Origin of the sequence: Pokkaliibacter plantistimulans, from assembly GCF_003194385.1 — a bacterium.
Lineage (GTDB): Bacteria > Pseudomonadota > Gammaproteobacteria > Pseudomonadales > Balneatricaceae > Pokkaliibacter > Pokkaliibacter plantistimulans.
Window position 1 is genome coordinate 1 of sequence record NZ_LAPT01000055.1, and the last position, 17,015, is coordinate 17,015.

18 protein-coding genes are annotated in these 17,015 nt (G+C 55.4%); 8 read left to right on the forward strand and 10 right to left on the reverse strand.

Annotated elements, in window-relative coordinates:
• Nucleotides 1-279 precede the first annotated feature (279 nt).
• The 7 genes from WH50_RS12060 to WH50_RS12095 form a co-directional block, all read right to left on the reverse strand.
• Nucleotides 280-1,200 (reverse strand): sugar ABC transporter substrate-binding protein, encoded by a 921-nt coding sequence (locus WH50_RS12060; RefSeq protein ID WP_110187532.1) that lies wholly within the window; start codon nucleotides 1,198-1,200, stop codon nucleotides 280-282.
• A 698-nt stretch (nucleotides 1,201-1,898) separates the two neighbouring features.
• Complete coding sequence (gene iolG, locus WH50_RS12070; protein WP_110187534.1) at nucleotides 1,899-2,909, reverse strand: bifunctional inositol 2-dehydrogenase/D-chiro-inositol 1-dehydrogenase; 1,011 nt, start codon at nucleotides 2,907-2,909, stop codon at nucleotides 1,899-1,901.
• Between the two features lie 88 nt (nucleotides 2,910-2,997).
• A complete protein-coding gene (locus tag WH50_RS12075) occupies nucleotides 2,998-3,894 on the reverse strand; it encodes a sugar phosphate isomerase/epimerase family protein (RefSeq protein WP_110187535.1) in 897 nt (298 codons plus the stop codon).
• Nucleotides 3,895-4,285: 391 nt separating this feature from the next.
• Complete coding sequence (locus WH50_RS12080) at nucleotides 4,286-5,101, reverse strand: TIM barrel protein (protein ID WP_110187536.1); 816 nt, start codon at nucleotides 5,099-5,101, stop codon at nucleotides 4,286-4,288.
• A 117-nt stretch (nucleotides 5,102-5,218) separates the two neighbouring features.
• Nucleotides 5,219-6,247, reverse strand: a complete 1,029-nt coding sequence (locus WH50_RS12085; protein ID WP_207780281.1) for a LacI family DNA-binding transcriptional regulator — start codon at nucleotides 6,245-6,247, stop codon at nucleotides 5,219-5,221.
• A 332-nt stretch (nucleotides 6,248-6,579) separates the two neighbouring features.
• Nucleotides 6,580-7,221 carry a helix-turn-helix transcriptional regulator gene (locus WH50_RS12090; RefSeq protein ID WP_110187537.1) on the reverse strand — a complete coding sequence of 214 codons (642 nt, stop codon included), beginning with the start codon at nucleotides 7,219-7,221 and terminating at the stop codon, nucleotides 6,580-6,582.
• 34 nt (nucleotides 7,222-7,255) lie between these two features.
• Complete coding sequence (locus WH50_RS12095) at nucleotides 7,256-7,603, reverse strand: tetratricopeptide repeat protein (RefSeq protein ID WP_110187604.1); 348 nt, start codon at nucleotides 7,601-7,603, stop codon at nucleotides 7,256-7,258.
• Nucleotides 7,604-7,811: 208 nt separating this feature from the next.
• Here WH50_RS12095 and WH50_RS12100 point away from each other — a divergent pair, with 208 nt between their 5' ends.
• Nucleotides 7,812-9,167 carry an MFS transporter gene (locus WH50_RS12100; protein WP_110187538.1) on the forward strand — a complete coding sequence of 452 codons (1,356 nt, stop codon included), beginning with the start codon at nucleotides 7,812-7,814 and terminating at the stop codon, nucleotides 9,165-9,167.
• 89 nt (nucleotides 9,168-9,256) lie between these two features.
• Here the strand turns inward: WH50_RS12100 and WH50_RS12105 are convergent, their stop codons facing one another.
• Nucleotides 9,257-11,113, reverse strand: coding sequence for a M48 family metallopeptidase (locus WH50_RS12105; RefSeq protein WP_165838407.1), 1,857 nt, complete (start codon nucleotides 11,111-11,113; stop codon nucleotides 9,257-9,259).
• A 261-nt stretch (nucleotides 11,114-11,374) separates the two neighbouring features.
• Here WH50_RS12105 and WH50_RS12110 point away from each other — a divergent pair, with 261 nt between their 5' ends.
• Both WH50_RS12110 and maiA read left to right on the forward strand, forming a co-directional pair.
• The gene (locus WH50_RS12110) at nucleotides 11,375-12,523 is read left to right on the forward strand and encodes an esterase-like activity of phytase family protein (RefSeq protein ID WP_110187540.1); all 1,149 of its coding nucleotides are present in this window, start codon (nucleotides 11,375-11,377) and stop codon (nucleotides 12,521-12,523) included.
• Nucleotides 12,524-12,641: 118 nt separating this feature from the next.
• The gene (gene maiA, locus WH50_RS12115) at nucleotides 12,642-13,292 is read left to right on the forward strand and encodes a maleylacetoacetate isomerase (RefSeq protein ID WP_110187541.1); all 651 of its coding nucleotides are present in this window, start codon (nucleotides 12,642-12,644) and stop codon (nucleotides 13,290-13,292) included.
• 11 nt (nucleotides 13,293-13,303) lie between these two features.
• Here the strand turns inward: maiA and WH50_RS12120 are convergent, their stop codons facing one another.
• Nucleotides 13,304-13,594, reverse strand: a complete 291-nt coding sequence (locus WH50_RS12120) for a Rho-binding antiterminator (RefSeq protein ID WP_110187605.1) — start codon at nucleotides 13,592-13,594, stop codon at nucleotides 13,304-13,306.
• 171 nt (nucleotides 13,595-13,765) lie between these two features.
• Nucleotides 13,766-14,215 carry an excinuclease ATPase subunit gene (locus WH50_RS12125; protein WP_243410091.1) on the reverse strand — a complete coding sequence of 150 codons (450 nt, stop codon included), beginning with the start codon at nucleotides 14,213-14,215 and terminating at the stop codon, nucleotides 13,766-13,768.
• A 290-nt stretch (nucleotides 14,216-14,505) separates the two neighbouring features.
• Here WH50_RS12125 and WH50_RS27270 point away from each other — a divergent pair, with 290 nt between their 5' ends.
• Genes WH50_RS27270 through WH50_RS12150 form a run of 5 tightly spaced genes read left to right on the forward strand, consistent with a single transcriptional unit; the run spans nucleotide 14,506 to nucleotide 17,011 of the window.
• Nucleotides 14,506-15,186, forward strand: coding sequence for a beta-ketoacyl synthase chain length factor (locus WH50_RS27270; RefSeq protein WP_412053329.1), 681 nt, complete (start codon nucleotides 14,506-14,508; stop codon nucleotides 15,184-15,186).
• Entirely contained in the window at nucleotides 15,183-15,989 is an 807-nt protein-coding gene (locus WH50_RS12135; RefSeq protein ID WP_243410092.1) for a lysophospholipid acyltransferase family protein, read from the forward strand. The genes WH50_RS27270 and WH50_RS12135 overlap by 4 nt, the downstream gene beginning before the upstream one ends.
• Nucleotides 15,940-16,197, forward strand: coding sequence for a phosphopantetheine-binding protein (locus WH50_RS12140; protein WP_110187543.1), 258 nt, complete (start codon nucleotides 15,940-15,942; stop codon nucleotides 16,195-16,197). The genes WH50_RS12135 and WH50_RS12140 overlap by 50 nt, the downstream gene beginning before the upstream one ends.
• 12 nt (nucleotides 16,198-16,209) lie before the next feature.
• Nucleotides 16,210-16,467, forward strand: coding sequence for an acyl carrier protein (locus tag WH50_RS12145; protein WP_110187544.1), 258 nt, complete (start codon nucleotides 16,210-16,212; stop codon nucleotides 16,465-16,467).
• Between the two features lies 1 nt (nucleotide 16,468).
• A complete protein-coding gene (locus tag WH50_RS12150) occupies nucleotides 16,469-17,011 on the forward strand; it encodes a COG4648 family protein (RefSeq protein ID WP_110187545.1) in 543 nt (180 codons plus the stop codon).
• Nucleotides 17,012-17,015: the final 4 nt, after the last annotated feature.

Below are 17,015 nucleotides of genomic sequence, written 5' to 3' on the forward strand. Positions count from 1 at the left end.
TCAGGCCATCCTGCCAGAGGGTTTATTGTTGCTGGAGTAGTCCGGTAGCGATGCGTTTTAACAGGTCGTTGAAAATCTATCTGCGTTGCCGAATACCGCGTCAAAAACAGGCTCACAGCCAAAGGCTGAACGTGCTTTAGCACGGCCCCGAAGGGGCGAGCGGAGCGAGTCAAATGCTCATTTAGTTCACTAAACTCCGCTTTTCTGCCTGTGTATTCCTTGTCTCGACTGCCTCGCTCATGTTTTTCAACGGTCCGCAAAGGTCAGTTCAGCAGAAGCTTAGTTCTTCATGAACTGCTTGTAGTTCTCGGGGGTAACCAGCTGGAAGGGGATCCAGTTCCACTGCTCCACATTCTCACCCTTGGCCATTTTCAGAGCCACATCTACCGAGCCTGCACCCTGACCAGCAGCGTCCTGGAATACCGTTACATCCAGGTTGCCTTTTTCGATTTCGGTCAGTGCATCAGGGGTAGCGTCAACGCCACCGATGAAGTAGGGCTTGGGATCAACGCCCGCCTGCTGCAACGCCATGATGGCACCGATGGCCATTTCATCGTTGTTCGCGGCAATGACGTCGATCTTGGTGCCGTTGGTCAGCCAGTTGGTCATCAGGTCGATGGCTTCGTTACGTGACCAGTTGGCTACCTGCTTCTCAACGATTTTCATATCAGGGTGTTTGGCGACGACGTCTTCAACGTCCTTGGTACGCAACTGGGCCGCATTGGTGCCCAGTTCACCGACCATAATGGCCACGTTGCCTTTCTCACCGGCCAGCTTGGCCAGCTCCTGCATTTCCAGGGTGCCGGAATCCAGCTCGTTGGAGCCAACAAAGGCAACGCCTTCAGGCAGCTTGTCGGAATCGGGCTTGCGGTTGACGAATACCAGAGGAATCTTGGCCTCGGTAGCCAGCTTGATCATCTTGCCGGTGGCGGCGCTGTCTACAGGGTTGACGATGATGGCGTCAACACCGGAGGCAATGAAGTTCTGGATCTGACTGACCTGACGGCCGATGTCACCCTGAGCATCTTCAAAGTTGATCTCGGTACTTTGCTTTTTCGCCTCATCAGACATGTTGTTGCGAACGATGGTCAGGAAGTTGTCATCAAAATACGCCATGGAAACCCCAAGGGTGCTGGCCATGGCTGAGGTGCTGCTGATTGCGGAGATGGAAAGCGCCAGTAGCAGTTTTTTGGTATTCATTGTCGAGTCACTCCAGTTACGTTCTTTGTTGTATTTATGCTCACCAGGAGATCCCAGCAGTCACTTCGAGTGAGTGAAGTTGCTGGATGGCAACATCGCTGACGATAAGACGGTCAACCGTTGACAGGCATAAAGGTGCGCCTGAAATGGAAAATTGTCAATGTTTTTTTTGATTGATGGAATTTTTATTCCATTGCGCGAGTGACGTCTTTCCAGAATCAGCTTGCGCGGCTGAAACCTGCGTCATTACTGACTTTTGATCGGTGTGGTCAGGTCGGTGTCGAGGTCAAGACAAGCATAGACGCCGGCTGACTATAGGGAAAGTTTGACCTGAATTGATGGGTGTTGGCTGCGAATATCAGTGGAAATGGAATAGATATTTCATTTTGATTTTGCGCTGGATTAACGGGCATGAGTGCACACTGTAGCCACATTGTGTGGCTGAGGTGCCGCAGACCGAACGCATGCTGTCAAAGGATACATGCTGTCAAAGGATACATGCTGTCAAAGAACTGGTGTCGCCGGGCAAGCTGTGCCGGTCAACACTGATGGCAGTGATCTGCGCTGCTCCGCGCAGAGAAGGTAAAAACAACCGGCAGGAGCCGCCTGCCGGTTGTGAAAGTGATCAGGCAGGTGCCCGCGCCTGATCAATATGGGTAACAGGAGAAAACACAGAGCGTGATGGGTTACCGCCCCCCTCAGCCGTAGAACGCCGGGCGTGCAGGCATGGTAATGGCTTCGATCTGCTGGCTTTCCTGTGCTTTGACGCAGGCATCTGCCGCAACGGCGGCAGCGTAACCATCCCATGAGGAAGCGCCGCGCAACGTGCCACTCTGGACGCCGTCGAGGAAGTCCTGCAGTTCGACGTCATAGGCCGCGATAAAGCGCTGTTTCCAGTCGGTAAGAATGGTGGTGGCGAGCCTGGCGTCCTTGCGTACCAGCAGGCTCTGCGGTTCGGGCAGGTTGGCAATGCCTTCTTCACCGACTACCGAGCACTGAATGTCATAGCCGTAACGGCAGTTGACGAAGATCTCCACATCGATGCGGATACCTCTGGCGGTTTCCAGCAGTACGATCTGCGGATCTTTCAGCTTGCTGTGGGTATGGCGGGTGGCGCGTGGATACAGCACCTGAGCAGACACATAGTCATCATTCAGCAGCCAGCGGAACACATCCAGTTCGTGAATCAGGGTATCTACAATCGCCATTGGTGTAACGTAGGCTTCCGGTACGGTCGGGTTGCGATGAGCGGCATGGACCATCAGTGGCTGGCCGATACTGCCTTCATCAATGGCCTGTTTCAGCAGACGATAGCCACTGTCGTAGGGGCGCATGAAGCCGACCTGCACCATGCGTTTGCCAGCGGCGATCTCGGCTTCAACGATGCGCATGCAGCCTTCAGCGGTGGTGGCCAGTGGCTTTTCACAGAACACGTACTTGCCTGCGGCAATCGCTGCCAGAACGAACTCTTCATGGGTAGGACCCCAGGAGGTCACCAGAATGGCATCTATGTTGTCGGCCTTGATCAGCTCGTGGCCATTTTCATAGACAGTGGCATTCAGGTTCAGGCTGTCGACGACCTTGCGGGCCTGATCCAGGTTCACGTCGGTCACGGCCACGATCTGACCACCGGTCAGGGTCTGAGCGATACGACGAGCATGGTCAGCGCCGATGGCGCCGGTTCCGATAACACCCATTCTGATGGTCATGATGGATTCCTTGTTGACCGCGCTGTCACTGAGCGCGGCTTTAAATAGAAAAAAGAGGGAGCTGAATACACGATCTGCCGTGCGTCGCTTATTTCCAGTACTTGTCGATATAGCGCTGCATTTCCTGACGCATGAAGCGGCTGGACTGTTCGGCACGTTCTTCCCAGGCAAATACGCAACTGGACAGCACGCCGTCAAAACCGATTTCATGCAGGGTCCTGAAGAACACATCCCAGTCAATTTCACCTTCACCCATGTCCAGATGCTGGTGCACACGGGCAGTGGAGCCGGGCGGATTAACGATGTAGCGCAGCTGTGACGATCCCTTGTGGTTAAAGGTGTCAGCCACGCGGGCATGGGCCAGCACGCCCTGAGTGGCGCGAATGGTCTGGGCCAGATCATCCCCGTAGTAAAAGCTGTGCGGGGCGATGTAGGAGCACTTCACCGCGCTGGAATTGATGGTCTTGATGATGTTGACCGCCGGGTCGATCTGTTCCACCCAGTCTTCGGGATGAGGTTCGACACTGAGTGTCAGGCCTTCACGCTCAAGAATCGGGACCAGTACGTCCATGCTGCGCCAGAAGGCATTCTCGCAGGCTTCTGCGGTGTGGGTGCCGCTGCGGTCGGCGGCTGAGCGCTCCGGTGAACCGCCTCGGCCAAATTCGGAAATCAGCAGCGGGGCATCCATTTCGACAGCAATCTCGATAGTGCGCTTCCAGTTGTCCATCGCCATTTCCCACTCATCACGGTAGGGGCTGGACCAGCGGTACATGGGCTGCAGGGTCGCCAGACCGACATCATGATCTTTCAGGGCCTTTTTGAAGGCATGCAGACGCTCCGGATACACCCGTGGACGAGTCCACCACTGCAGAAAGTCAGCGCGGGGCGACAGCTCTATATAGTCGTAGCCCAGTTCCCTGGTCAGACGGCAGATTTCAGGCAGGGACAGATGACGGTGCATGTAGGGGTCGATGGCGATTTTCATTGTTGTAGTCCTCACTCGACGGTCTGTGGCCTGTTACTTGTTACCTGTGGCAACGGCCAGATTAGGGTATCCGCAACCGGCAGCCAGTAAATTCTGGCAAGCCAATCCCTATCCTGCTCATCGGTGATGAGCAGGAGGGAAGCGCAAATACGGTTACATCACATAACAGGTCGTTGAAAATCTATCTGCGTTGCCGAATACCGCGTCAAAAACAGGCTCACAGCCAAAGGCTGAACGTGCTTTAGCACGGCCCCGAAGGGGCGAGCGGAGCGAGTCAAATGCTCATTTAGTCCACTAAACTCCGCTTTTTCGCCTGTTTCTTGTGCCCTCGGGGTATTTCCTTGTCTCGGCTGCCTCGATAACGTTTTTCAACAGCCTGTTAAATAAGGGGTTATTCGGCCAGGCGGGCGCGAATGTAGTCCATGCTGTCCTTGACGGCGGCGATGGGGTCGGGCAGATCCCAGACTTCGGCAGAGAACGGCTCGAACGAGAAGTAGCCGGTGTAGCCGGTGGCCAGCAGCTGCTTGATCTGGCCGATGTTATCCAGACGGTCTTGCGGGCCAACCAGCACGCGGTGGGCATCCAGCATGTCGTTGAAGGAAATGGCCGGATCCTCAACACCGGAAATGTGTACCAGACCGGTCAGGGCGGGGAACATTTCCTGTTCTGCGGCACCCTTGTGGTGGAAGGTGTCGTGCACCAGACCAAAGCGGCCCTGTGCTTTCAGCCCTTCAATGGCGTCCACAGCAACACGCTTGGTGCGCATGGACGAGAAGGGGAAGCCCAGTGCTTCGACAAAACCCTGCAGGCCGTGTCTTTCCAGAATGGGCTGCAGGCCGGTAAGGGCCGTCTTGATGTCATCCACGCTGGCGAACGGGCCATTTTCGTTGAACGGGCACATGACCAGACCGATGGCACCGGCGGCGTTGGCCAGCTGCGCCTGTTTCTCCGCTTTGGCGGCCATCTCGTCATTCCAGACGTTGAAGGGATACAGCGCATTGATGCTCAGTACCCTGATGCCTCTGGCACGAGCGTATTCGCCGATCGCCGTGGCGCGCTGCAGTTCGGTGACACTGTTTTCCTGCACGTCGTTGCGCAGTTCAACCGCATCCACACCGAGACCTGCGGCGGCGTCAATCAGCTGTTCAGCTGTCAGGCCGGGGCAGATCATGTGGTTCAGCGAAAACCTGATGGCGATATCGGACATGTGCGGCTCCTTCAGATAGCTAAGCCTGATGTTGAAGTTTGTTGTTATTGCCCTGTCAGATACTGGCTGGCAGGTATCCCGTTTGCCTTCCGCTGGCGGTGCTATCTGTCCGAAGAGTCAGATATTCGCCGCGGTGTAGGTAAAAAACGGCAAGGTATGCTGCAGCGAACCCTGACCCTGATGACGGGTGGCTTCTTTCATCGCCTTGAGCAGGCGGCCAGCAGCCAGTTCCAGTGGGTGTGAAAGCACCACATCAATGGTGCCATCCGCCAGCGCGACGCGAGTCGCTGCCGTCAGCTCCATGCAGATCACAATCAGCTGTTGCGGGAGCTGATATTCACGCAGAGCCTCGCACACCCCTTCAATACCGCCTCCGGCGATATAGATCGCACCAAGGTCAGGATGCATCTCCAGCATTTCCACTGTTGACGCCTTGGCCAGCGGAATGTCTTCCAGACTGATCACGGTCTCCAGTACCTGTACCTCAGGAGCAAACTCGCGCAGGTAGGCGCGAAAGCTCATCTCGTTCTGTTCCTGATTCTGATAGCGGTGGCTGCCGATCATCAGCCCGATCTTGCTGCTATCCGGGCCGAGCTTGGTCAGGGTCCAGGCGGCCATCCTGCCCACCTTGCGGTAGTCCAGTCCGACGTAGCCTGCACAGTGTTCCGCCGTCAGGTCAGAAATCAGCGCTATCACCGGAATACCCTGCTGTGAAAGCTGGTCGATAGCCTGACTGATCAGCGGGTGGTCTGCTGCCACGATAGCCAGTACGTCGCATTCCTGCGCCAGCCGGTGCATCTGTTCAATGATCTGCCGCGGCACCAGCTCCTCCAGAAACACCACTCTGACATTGTCGTTGCGGTATTCGTGGGCGGTTGCCGTGGTCACAATGGCTTCCCCCAGATCGGCGTAAAACTGCGTTGAACGCTTCTGCAGAATAATGCCCATCCGGCATCCCTGAGCAGGTTCTTCCGCACGTCGCCGAATCAGATTGGTGCGTCTGAAGCCGATACGTTCCGCCGCTTCCAGTACCCGCTGCAGGGTGGCGGGCTTGACCGCTGCGCGTTTATTGATAACGCGGTCAACGGTAGCGACACCGACACCTGCCTCGCGGGCGACATCGGTCATGGTGGGTGTTATGGACATCGTTGCTGGCGTCCTTTGACGTTAGGGCGGTGAGTGCTGATGGCAATGCGGGCTCTCATGGAGCATGCGCACTGAGATCACACCTTGGTCGTCGCCATATTCAATGTCTATCGATTTTTGATAGCTGAATTGCCTTTGAGAGGGGGCAGCTATCAGAGTGCTGAGGTTCAGCTTCTTACTGTTTTTATTCACTGATGTTGTGGGGTGAGAGTCTAATCAGTGCACTCTGAGGTGCAATATGAGGGGATTGGTCGCTATCAAAACTATCAATTTGGTGCGGATTTTTTTGATAGATCTATCAAAAGTAGGGGTGATGCAAGCGATGATTTCCTTCAGGGAGTAATGCGGTAAATACAGCGACTGCCGTTACTCAGCAAATGCTGGCTGCGCTCTACCCGGGCGGGAGCCAGCAGGCGTCTGAACAGCTCCAGTTCGGAGCGGCAGAACTGCTGGCAGCGGCTGGCCGCGGCGCAGATCGGGCAGTGATGCTCAGTCAGAAGATAGCTGCCGTCCGGCTCGACCTGCCATTGCGCCATATAGCCTTCTTCGCTGCGCCGCTGTGCCAGAGCCTGCAAACGTGCTTCCAGATCGGTGCACTCTGCCAGCGCCTTAACGTAGTCGGCTTCACTGTCCTTCTCACGCTGGCTGATCAGCTGATCCAGACCGGCTTCGCCGAACAGCTGACTGATACTGTCCAGCAAGGTGACGGTCAGCTGGGCATGCCGGTCAGGAAAGCGCTGCCAGGCGGCATCGGTCAGAAACCAGCAGCGGCGCGGGCGACCGCGGCCTTCCGCCCGGTCTGTATAGGTCACCAGCCCCTGTTGTTCCAGTGCCTGCAGATGCTGTCGTGCGCCCATGGACGTCATCGACAGCCGTTCGGCCAGCTCAGCTGCACTCATTTCCCCCTGCGTTTTCAGCAGATAGATGATTTTTTCGTCGCTGGCCTGAGGGGGCAGGGCATGGTCTGTACTCATGGGGTTCGCTTTCCAGTGTGATGGGTGGGTTGCATCAGGACGGTGTAGTGGCATCAGCGATCGCTTTGCGCACACGTTTCAGGCGTACCGTCAGTTCTTTCTCCAGCTGCTTGTCACCGCGCTGGGCGGCGGCCTCCAGCCCGGTGCTGAAGGCCTGTTCAGCGGCCGGATGGTCCTGCTGTTCCATGGCCAGCAGGCCAAGCAGTCGCCAGGCGGCAGCGTACTGCGGATCGGCGTCGAGTGCGGCCTGCAGATGCTGACGGGCAAGGTTCAGGTCACCTTGCTGTTGCAGTGCCAGCGCAATGCTCATGCGTAACAGCGGCGAGTCACGGCCACTGTCGAGCATCTTCAGTAAGGGTTCCAGCTTGAGGGTAGCGGACATGATGGGCTCCCGTGCGGTGGTGGATGAAGGCATTATGGTGATCAGGAAGTATTAAAGCAATAAAACGCTTTACTTAATGGCGGGTGCTGGCTCTAATAAATAAACAATTTACTTTATTTAATTGGAGGGTTTCCGCTGTCGGGCCAGAATGGCCCAGACGATGAGCGGGTAACCATGATCTGTCAGTACTGGATGAAGGAGTCCATCCATGTCAGCACCACAATCAGCGTCATCGCCTGCCAATGAGCCTGTACGCGGGTATCGGCGCCTGTTGATCTCGCCCACCATGGCCGTGCTGTTTGTCACGGTATTTCTGTCCGTAGCGGGTTTCAGCCTGCCTTCCCCGGTCTTTGCACCGCTGTTACTGGAGCCGCAATCCGGCTTCTTTCCGCTGTCGGTGACGGATGTGGAGAGGAAAATCTGGCTGGGCGTGCTGATCGCTGTCTATCCGCTGTTGCAGCTGTTTGGTGCCCCCTGGCTGGGGCGAATGTCCGACCGCTATGGACGCAAATCCATGCTGCTGCTGTCTTTGCTGGGCGTCGCGGCGGGCTATCTGGTCATGGCGCTGGGGATGGCTCAGGACTCGCTGCTGGTGATGCTGCTGGGCCGCATGATCGAAGGCTGGTTCTGTGGCAATGTGGCCATTGCTCAGGCCATGGCTGCGGATATCAGCAGTCATGAGGAAAGGCCGCGTCATTTTGCCCTGCTCAGTATTGCGATGAATCTGGGCTGGGTGGTCGGCCCCATTATTGGCGGCTATGTGGCGAGCTGGACCGGTGAGTTCAGCATGGTGGGCTGGCTTGCCGCCGGGCTGGTGTTACTGAATGCGCTCTTTGCGCAGCTGGCGTTGCAGGAAGGTCAGCGTACTGTCGTCAGCAGCGACCCGGACATTACGCCGTCAGTGCCCCAGCAAGGTAACTGGCAGCTGCTGGTGGCCGCCCACCTGCGCCCGCTGTTTATCCTCACGGTGCTGAGCTATGCCACGGTGCAGCTGTATTTCACGTACTTCAACATGTGGCTGGTTGATCGCTTCACCTATTCACCGGTAGAGCTGGCTCACTGCGCCGTGCTGGTCAGCATGCCGATGATGCTCGGCTCCTGGCTTGGCAGCCGCATGGCCAGTCGCTTTGACAACACCACGCTGGGTATTGTCGGGCACAGTGTGATGGCGCTCGGTGTGTTGCTGTTTATCTTCCCTGAACAGCTGTGGGGGCTGGCACTTACGTTTCTGCCTGCCGGTATCGGCATGACGATTGGCGAGCTGGCGACGGCGGTGGCGGTTTCCAAAGCCGCTTCGGCCCGGCAGCAGGGGCAGGCGATGGGGCTGTATCGTGGCTTGACCGTCGCCTGTGAAATTCTCGCCGTCGCTCTGGGAAGTCTGCTGGTGATCTTCAATGTTGCCCTGACTTTTGTGCTGGCGGCACTTTTCAGTGCCCTGTGTGCGCTGGGCTTTCTGCGGCTGCGGCGACAACAGGCTCAGCAGCAGGTCAGTGAGCTCCTGCTGCGTCGGCATATCCCCAGAGTGTTGTGGAAGGACGTAGGGCTGGAGCAGAAGGGAGAGTAATTCTATAAAACGCGAAGACAGGGCAGAGATGAAGTCAGGCAGAGAAGAATACCGATGTGTACCTCTCTGCCTTTTGTCATCATCGCCAGTCAGATGAGACGACTGCCCGCGACTTTTTTGAGTTGTTTGGCAAAGGCTTTGTTGTCACCTTCGACATTGATCAGGATGGCCTCGCCGGGAAAGTCCATGACTTGCAGATGCTGTAGTACCGACAGTGCCAGCTTCTTATCGAAGAGGCCAAACTTGGTAGCAACCTTGTATCCCAGTACGAAGCAAGGGCGCTCAGGGAAGAAGTACACCTTTTTACGGACCAGAAAGGCGTTGGTCAGACCTTCAATTTTACGTAGTCGTTGCTGAAGGTCGGCAATGCTGGCCTCCCCCAGTTCATGGGGCAGGAAGGTGCTGCTGACATGCAGCTGGTTTCGCTCCTTGTGGGCGAAATACTCATCATGTTCACGCTGTCTAACCTTGTCATACAGATCGGCAGCAACCTCATGCTGACCCAATTGCCAGAAGTACTGCGCCAACTGTCGGTAGCCACCGATCATGAACTCCGGATCCTTGTTGATGACCTCATGCATCAGTTCAACACCCTGTTCCTCGGTGTTGCGCAACAATAATTGAGCAAGGGCGAAAGCGACTTGCAGGTCATCAGGCAGTTGCTCATTCAGGGCACGCAGTTGTGCAGTCGCACTTGCCAGATCGTTTTCATAATGAGCAGTCAGCTGGGCGCGATCATAAAGTTCCTGAGGGCTCAGAGTTTCGCCATCACTCACACGCTGATTTAGTGTGGCCAGCTGTTGTCTGGCCTCCTGAACTGTCTCAAAGCGTTCTTTCCAATGCTCTGCTACATCGGCGCTCCATTGCTGGTCAAAGTGATCCAGTAACGGCTGTTTCATTGCCCCAAGCAGTTCGAGGGCACTGTTTCCGGATGCCGGCGGGATCCACTGGGCTGTCGCCTGAAAAGCCTGAAGTCGGTCCTGCAGACTAGGATGGGTATCGTCGAACGTAGTTTGCTGGCGCAAATTGTCCGCAATCCAACCTTCATAGTCTGAAGTCAGCTGCTGCCTGATGCTCAAGCCAAACTCGCTGAAAGGCTGTGCCGCAGGACAGGCGGTATGCTCAGCCTGGCGGTGGATGTCTGGCCAGAATCGTTCACGCATATAACTATTGGCGACTTGTACACCTGTCAGCGCCTGAGCCAGGGCGGCAGGTGAGGTCAGTCGGGCGGCAACTGCATCAGCTTCGTACTCATTGGCCCGAGCCAGCGGAAAGGAATAGGCGTTGAAGCGGGGAATAAACCAGGACAGGAAAGGCTTGAACAAGTAGGTTACCCAGCCTTCCACACCTTCCAGCTGGCTTAGCAGCTGACTCCAGCGCAACCTTAGCCGATAAAGCCAATTACCCAGACGGCCGTGGCCACCTGATAAATGGCCATATTCGTGGGCCAGAACTGCCTTGAATTGTTCCGGCGTGAGCGTATGCATCAGTGGCAACCCAAGAATCAGGTAATTGCGATACCAGCCAAAAATGCCCAGACGGGGAGATTGCACAACGGCTGCATTCAGATCATCAGTGACCAGCACGTGGTCAAAGCGAGGGGCACGCAGTGCGGTGCGAATGCTATCAATCATTGCGAACAGCTCTGGTGCATCTGCCGCACTGATTTCCATTCCCTGAGGGCGAGGTACCTTGATATACATGGCCTTCAGCGTCAGCCATAACAGTGGCACGACAATAATCAGCAGTTTCACTCCGATCAGATGCAGTTTGGCAACTGACAGGGCCACAGCCAGAGTCATTACCAGCAGGAGCGCTAAAATGGCCAGCAAGTAGGCATTGCCTGCCAGTGCCAGCAAAAATACACGCAGTTTGTAGCTTGTCGGGTTGGCTTGAGCTTGCTTTTCCAGCGCGGTAACGCGTCGCTCAAATTCATCTTGAGTCATTGCAGCATCCATGTGTCAGAAGAGAGCCGGTTCTCAGCTCGGTGTCGCGAGTATAAAGAGTGTCAATTTGTAAGTCTTTTGTAATTGGCGGAAATATTTTGAATTTTATTGGCCGATATGAGTTGCCCCGAGCATCGCATCTGAAGGCGCGGTGTCGTGATCACTGACAACCTCCCGTCACAACCGTTTGCCAGATTACCTCTGCACTTTTTATGTCAAAGGCGGGTGTTAGGATGAGTACCGAGCTAAGGAGGCATCTCAATGAGACGTGAATCACGCAGTGCTAAACGGATACCTGTTGTCTCAAGGCTGGTCAGTGGCGTTTCACTCAGCCTGCTGCTGGTGGCCTCCTGTGCGCAGGCGGCCAGTATTACCTCTATCACGCCGTTGGGGCAGGCCCATGTGCCTTATCTGACGCAATTTCAGGGCACCACCATTGGAGGGCTGTCCGGCCTGAGCTGGTCTGCCGAGCAGCAGCATTTTGTTGCTATCAGTGATGACCGCAGTGAGCGCCAGCCAGCGCGCTTCTATACTTTCACGGTGCAGCTGTTCAATGGCAGGCTGACGGATGCCAGTGTGCAGTGGCAGCGCTTTACCACCTTGCTTGATCGTGACGGTAAGCCTTATGCAGAAAATGCGCTGGACCCGGAGGGCATCGCGCTGACCGGTAGTGATCGCGTTTATGTGTCCTCAGAGGGGGATGGCATCCGCCAGATTGCTCCCTTTATTAACGGTTACGACCTGCAGGGGCGCTGGCAGCAGTCACTGCCGATGCCCACGACGTTCTGGCCGGCGTCGGTGTTTGACCGCCTTAATCAGGGGATTCGTAATAATGACGCCTTTGAAAGCCTGACGGTAACACCAGACCGCGCCACCCTGTATTCCGCAACCGAAACAGCGCTCAAACAGGACGGCGAGGAGTCTACCCAGACGCATGGCAGCCCGGCGCGCATTCTGCAATACGCTCTGGCCGATGGCCGTTTGCTGCATCAATACCGTTACGACATCGATCCGGTGATTCCGCCCACGGGGACTTCGGTATCCGGTGGCTCTATCGGTCTTGCCGACATGCTGGCACTGGACAATCAGGGTACCTTACTGGCATTGGAACGCACTTACGTCAAAGGCGCGGGCAACCGGATTCGTCTGTACGAGGTGTCTCTGGCGGGGGCGACCGACATCAATACGCTGAAAAGCATCAGGGGCAACCAGCAAATTGTGCCAGCCAGTAAGAGACTAGTGGCTGATCTGGCAGACGATCTCAACGTGCCGCTGGACAACTTTGAAGGGCTGGCACTGGGCCCGAGGCTGGATGAGGGTCAGTACCTGTTGCTGCTGATCTCCGATGATAACTTCTCTGATAAGCAGCGGACTCTGATCGCAGGATTTGCCGTGACCATTTTGCCGTGACTATAAAGCATAGCTGTCGGGTTGCGTGTTGTGTTTGCACCCTGGCCGTATTAGGGATAGTTTTACGCGAAACTAAAAATAAGTTTTAAGTGAAACTAATTATAGGGAGATCGGTTACATGCAGACCGTGGCTGCTGACCTAGAGCTGTTCAGCTATTTCCGCTCATCGACGGCATATCGCCTGCGCATCGCGCTGAATCTGAAAGGCATTGACTACCGCATCACCCCGATCAACCTGCTCAAGGGCGAGCAGCGCAGCGAGGCCTATCTGCAGGTCAATCCACAGGGGCTGGTACCGGCCCTGCGGCTAGGGGATGGCCGCGTCCTGACCCAGTCCATGGCGATTCTGGAATGGCTGGAGGTGACCTATCCGCAGGCACCGTTATATCCCGACGATAGCTGGCAGCAGGCGCAGGTGCGCAGCCTGTGTATGGAGATCAGCTGTGATATCCATCCGCTGAACAACCTGCGTATTCTCAAGTATCTGGTCGGGCCGCTGGGGCGCAGCGATGAAGAAAAAACGGCCTGGTATCACCACTGGTTACATCAGGGATTCAGGGTGCTGGAAGCCCAGTTACCTGACTCGACCTACGCCGGCGGTGAACAGCCCAATATGGTGGACGTCTGCCTGATCCCGCAACTATACAACGCTTACCGGTTCGGACTGGACATGACGTCTTACCCGCGTATGCAGAACATCTATCACCACTGCAATCAGCTGGATGCCTTTATTCAGGCGGCACCGGAGCAGCAGCCTGACGCCGTGTAGTCTGCCCTCTGCTAAAACTGGCAGACACTGCCTGCCAGTCGCACGCGCCCAAATCCGGCATTGGCAGCCTGCGGTGTGATGGCGGCAAGCCGATCCAGACGAATATCCTGATCACCCGTGGCGCCGCGCAGGCGCAAGAATTCTTCCTTGTCGGCATTGACGAGGGTGGTAATGGCTTTGGCCTCAAAACGGCTGCCATCGGTCAGCTCGACCAGCAGCACGTAGCCGCGCATGCAGGCGATTTCCAGATAGTCGTGCAGATCACAGGAGATAGGCTGGTAGTGTGCTGATGAGTCAGACATGGCGTAGTGCTCGATTAACAGAGGTGGTTTTTCTTTGCCTGCTGCGGTGATGGCAAGCAAGAGCTGCCGATGAGGAAATGACAGGAATGAGCAAGCTGCAGTGCTGTTTGAGGTCGTCACTATGGGCGACAGCAAGGTGCTTGCCGCCCAATCGATCCCAGGGGGAGCTGACTACTTCAGTTTGACGATATCGCCCTTTAACGCGACCCCTGCCATGATTCCACCAGCATGGCACTCGAATTCTGAAGGACTGTTGACTTCATTCTTCTTGTAATAGCTATGAATGTTGACAATCGCGTTACCGCCCTCTTTTTTGGCGCGATCCTGCAATGATATCAAGGCTGACAACAACGCCCATTGGCAGGCCGCCTCATCGGTTTTACCTACGGCATTGGTCTTTTTATTGGTAACCACTCCCTCCAGTAGCTGCTTGGTCACCTGGCCGTGTTTCTGGTTGCCAAAGTAGAGCTGAATACTGGGATCCAACTTGGTTTTGAAGTCGGCGCTTTGCATGGCGCTGGCCAGAGGCAGCATATGCTTGGTATCGCGGGCCATGGCAATTGGAGAGGAGACAATGAGAGCCGACATGGCCAGTGGGGTAATAAAGTGGGCAAGTTTCACCGCAGCATCCTTTCTCGTATTAGCTTGGAGGCCCCGGATTATAAGGAACTCACAGAGTTCGAACAATCTGAAACTCTTTTATGTAATTTTGTTTCAATAGATTGTAAAAGTGGTTACAATCGCGCTCCGCAAAAATACTCCGCCTGGATTCTTTACTAAAGCTAGGCTTGCTTTTCTATTTCTTACTCTTTTGATCGCAGTTGCTGATTGCTGGGCGAGGGCCTAAGACAACAGGGACGTACAGGTTGGGGCCGTAAGTCTTGCTTGAATTCAATCTACATAGCTGGGCTGTGAATGTATCCGGCATCTGTGAGCTCAATAAGCCAGACTCCTGTACTCAAGAAGCGGGCTCCGGGCTTTTTCCTGCCATGCTGCGTCGTAGGTTGTCAGCCTTTGGAAGATTAGCCGCGACCACGTCGACTGAGCTGATCTCCCCTGACGAGTCAATACCGGTTGTGTTTGCCTCACGTCACGGTGATGCACACCGAACTCTTGAGTTGCTGCAAGCTCTGGCCTCCGGTGGAGATGTGTCTCCTGCTTCGTTCAGTATGTCGGTACATAACGCAGTAGCAGGAATACTGTCGATTGCTCGGGGCGACACAAGTGCTGTGACCGCTGTTGCAGCGGCAGACAATCTATTGCTGGCAGCGTTGTTAGAGGCATCTGCTCAACTGCAAGATGCACCACGCGTGTTGTGTGTACTGTGTGATTTGCCGTTACCCGCTCTGTATCCAGCGATTGAGGATGCTCCCACGGACCCATGGGCCCTGGCGTTACTGTTGGAGCGACCTGAGATCTCTGGCACTTCAGGTGATCGATATCTGCTGCAGCAAGCTATGCAAGTTGCGCTTCCAGCATACTCATCAGGTCCTGCTTTACTGCCGCTATTGCAAGGTGTGGTCACTAGGCTGTCTCTGCAAGCTGGATCTCCCGGCTGGGTGCTGACGCGCCGAGAGGAGGGGTTGCCATGACCATGTTGGGACGCATCTGGCGCTGGTGTGGGACGGCATTCAGCTTTCTGTTGTTTGGTGTTGGGGGGCTGCTGCTGAGTCTGGTGGTATTTCCTTTGCTCAGGTTGCTACCGGGTACTTCACAGCAACGCCAACGACGGGCTAAGTGTGTGATACACCGTACCTTTCGCTGTTACATCCTGATTATGCGTCTTTTAGGTGTTCTGACCTTTTCAGTAAAGGATCAGGAGCGTTTGCAAGGGGCCTCGTTGGTTCTGGCCAATCATCCATCGCTACTGGATGTCGTGTTTCTTATCGCCTTGATTCCCAATGCCAATTGTGTGGTTAAGGGGCGTCTGACTCGCCATCTTTGGACGCGTGGCCCAATTCAACAAGCCGGTTACATCCTCAATGAAGATGGCGAAGATGTCATCGAGACGGCCGCTCAGGCGATGGCAAGAGGCGACACACTGATTGTCTTCCCTGAAGGTACTCGTACTACGCCGGGAGCCTCACTGAGCCTGAAACGGGGTGCTGCACAGATTGCACTGCGTTGCCGAGCCGACATTACCCCGGTAATCATCCACTGCAGTCCGACCACCCTGACTAAGGAAGACCGGTGGTACGAGGTACCGGATGAGCGCGTGCATTTTACCTTGCAGATTAAACCCACTATTGCTGTCGCTCCCTATCTGGATGATGAAGTGACGTCGCGTTCTGCGCGTACTCTGGCAAGAGATTTAACCCACTATTTCAATCAAGAGGTTTCTGTCCATGAGCAGTCTGCACTTGGAACTGAAGAATATGATCATCGATGTGCTTGACCTGGAGGACATCGCTCCGGCTGACATTATTGATGCTGAAGCTCTGTTCGGGGATGGCTTGGGATTGGATTCCATCGATGCACTGGAGTTGGGGCTGGCACTGCAAAAACGTTACGGCATAAAACTTAATGCCGATTCAGAAGATACCCGTAAGCATTTCGCTAGCGTCAATGCGCTGGTTGATCTGGTCTCCAGCCAACGCATCTAAGGGCCAAGTGTGATGAATAGTCGTGAGGAAATTTTTGCGCGAATCAGTGCCATTCTGCAGGAGCTGTTTGAGGTCGATGCAGCAGATATTCACCTGCAGGCCAATCTCTACAGTGATCTGGATATTGACAGCATTGACGCCGTTGATCTGGTGGTTGAGCTGCAGAAAATTACCGGCAAGCGCATCAAGCCAGAAGACTTCAAATCTGTGCGTACTGTGCAGGATGTCGTGGTGGAGGTGGATAAGCTGGTGAACGGGACCACCGCCTAAAATGCTCAAAACGCTGCTGATCATAGTGTCGCTGTGCTATCCGCTGCTGGTGTACTTCCTGCTGAGGCAGGTCACCGCTGCGTGGTTGCTGCCACTGATGTTCGCGTTGCTACTGTGGCGGGCATGCAGTAGTCGTGATGTCGTCGAGCGGCGAGTATTGCTGCTGGCCCTGGTTATCGCCGTAGCACTGGTGCTGTGGTTGTCCCCAACCCAGACGTTGAAGCTTTATCCGGTCCTGATGAATGTTTCGATGCTGATGCTGTTTGCGCTGAGCCTGCGCCAGAAGCACAGCATGATTGAGCGTATTGCCCGCCTCAAGGAGCCGAATCTATCTGCAGAGGGGGTGCGTTATACCCGATGTGTGACCTGGGTCTGGACTGGCTTCTTTGCGTGTAACGGGGTCGTCGCCCTGGCAACAGTATTCATGAGTGACCAAATCTGGGGTGTGTATAACGGTGTGCTGGCCTATGCACTGATCGGCATTCTACTTGCCGGAGAGTGGCTGGTACGCAGAAGAATAAAGACCTCTGCGGTCAGCGAATAGCTAT

Excerpts from the sequence above, each read along its gene's own strand:
- WH50_RS12060 (WP_110187532.1), bottom strand. The coding sequence starts at position 1,200 with ATGAATACCAAAAAACTGCTACTGGCGCTTTCCATCTCCGCAATCAGC.
- iolG (WP_110187534.1), bottom strand. The coding sequence starts at position 2,909 with ATGACCATCAGAATGGGTGTTATCGGAACCGGCGCCATCGGCGCTGAC.
- WH50_RS12075 (WP_110187535.1), bottom strand. The coding sequence starts at position 3,894 with ATGAAAATCGCCATCGACCCCTACATGCACCGTCATCTGTCCCTGCCT.
- WH50_RS12080 (WP_110187536.1), bottom strand. The coding sequence starts at position 5,101 with ATGTCCGATATCGCCATCAGGTTTTCGCTGAACCACATGATCTGCCCC.
- WH50_RS12085 (WP_207780281.1), bottom strand. The coding sequence starts at position 6,247 with ATGTCCATAACACCCACCATGACCGATGTCGCCCGCGAGGCAGGTGTC.
- WH50_RS12090 (WP_110187537.1), bottom strand. The coding sequence starts at position 7,221 with ATGAGTACAGACCATGCCCTGCCCCCTCAGGCCAGCGACGAAAAAATC.
- WH50_RS12095 (WP_110187604.1), bottom strand. The coding sequence starts at position 7,603 with ATGTCCGCTACCCTCAAGCTGGAACCCTTACTGAAGATGCTCGACAGT.
- WH50_RS12100 (WP_110187538.1), top strand. The coding sequence starts at position 7,812 with ATGTCAGCACCACAATCAGCGTCATCGCCTGCCAATGAGCCTGTACGC.
- WH50_RS12105 (WP_165838407.1), bottom strand. The coding sequence starts at position 11,113 with ATGACTCAAGATGAATTTGAGCGACGCGTTACCGCGCTGGAAAAGCAA.
- WH50_RS12110 (WP_110187540.1), top strand. The coding sequence starts at position 11,375 with ATGAGACGTGAATCACGCAGTGCTAAACGGATACCTGTTGTCTCAAGG.
- maiA (WP_110187541.1), top strand. The coding sequence starts at position 12,642 with ATGCAGACCGTGGCTGCTGACCTAGAGCTGTTCAGCTATTTCCGCTCA.
- WH50_RS12120 (WP_110187605.1), bottom strand. The coding sequence starts at position 13,594 with ATGTCTGACTCATCAGCACACTACCAGCCTATCTCCTGTGATCTGCAC.
- WH50_RS12135 (WP_243410092.1), top strand. The coding sequence starts at position 15,183 with ATGACCATGTTGGGACGCATCTGGCGCTGGTGTGGGACGGCATTCAGC.
- WH50_RS12140 (WP_110187543.1), top strand. The coding sequence starts at position 15,940 with ATGAGCAGTCTGCACTTGGAACTGAAGAATATGATCATCGATGTGCTT.
- WH50_RS12145 (WP_110187544.1), top strand. The coding sequence starts at position 16,210 with ATGAATAGTCGTGAGGAAATTTTTGCGCGAATCAGTGCCATTCTGCAG.
- WH50_RS12150 (WP_110187545.1), top strand. The coding sequence starts at position 16,469 with ATGCTCAAAACGCTGCTGATCATAGTGTCGCTGTGCTATCCGCTGCTG.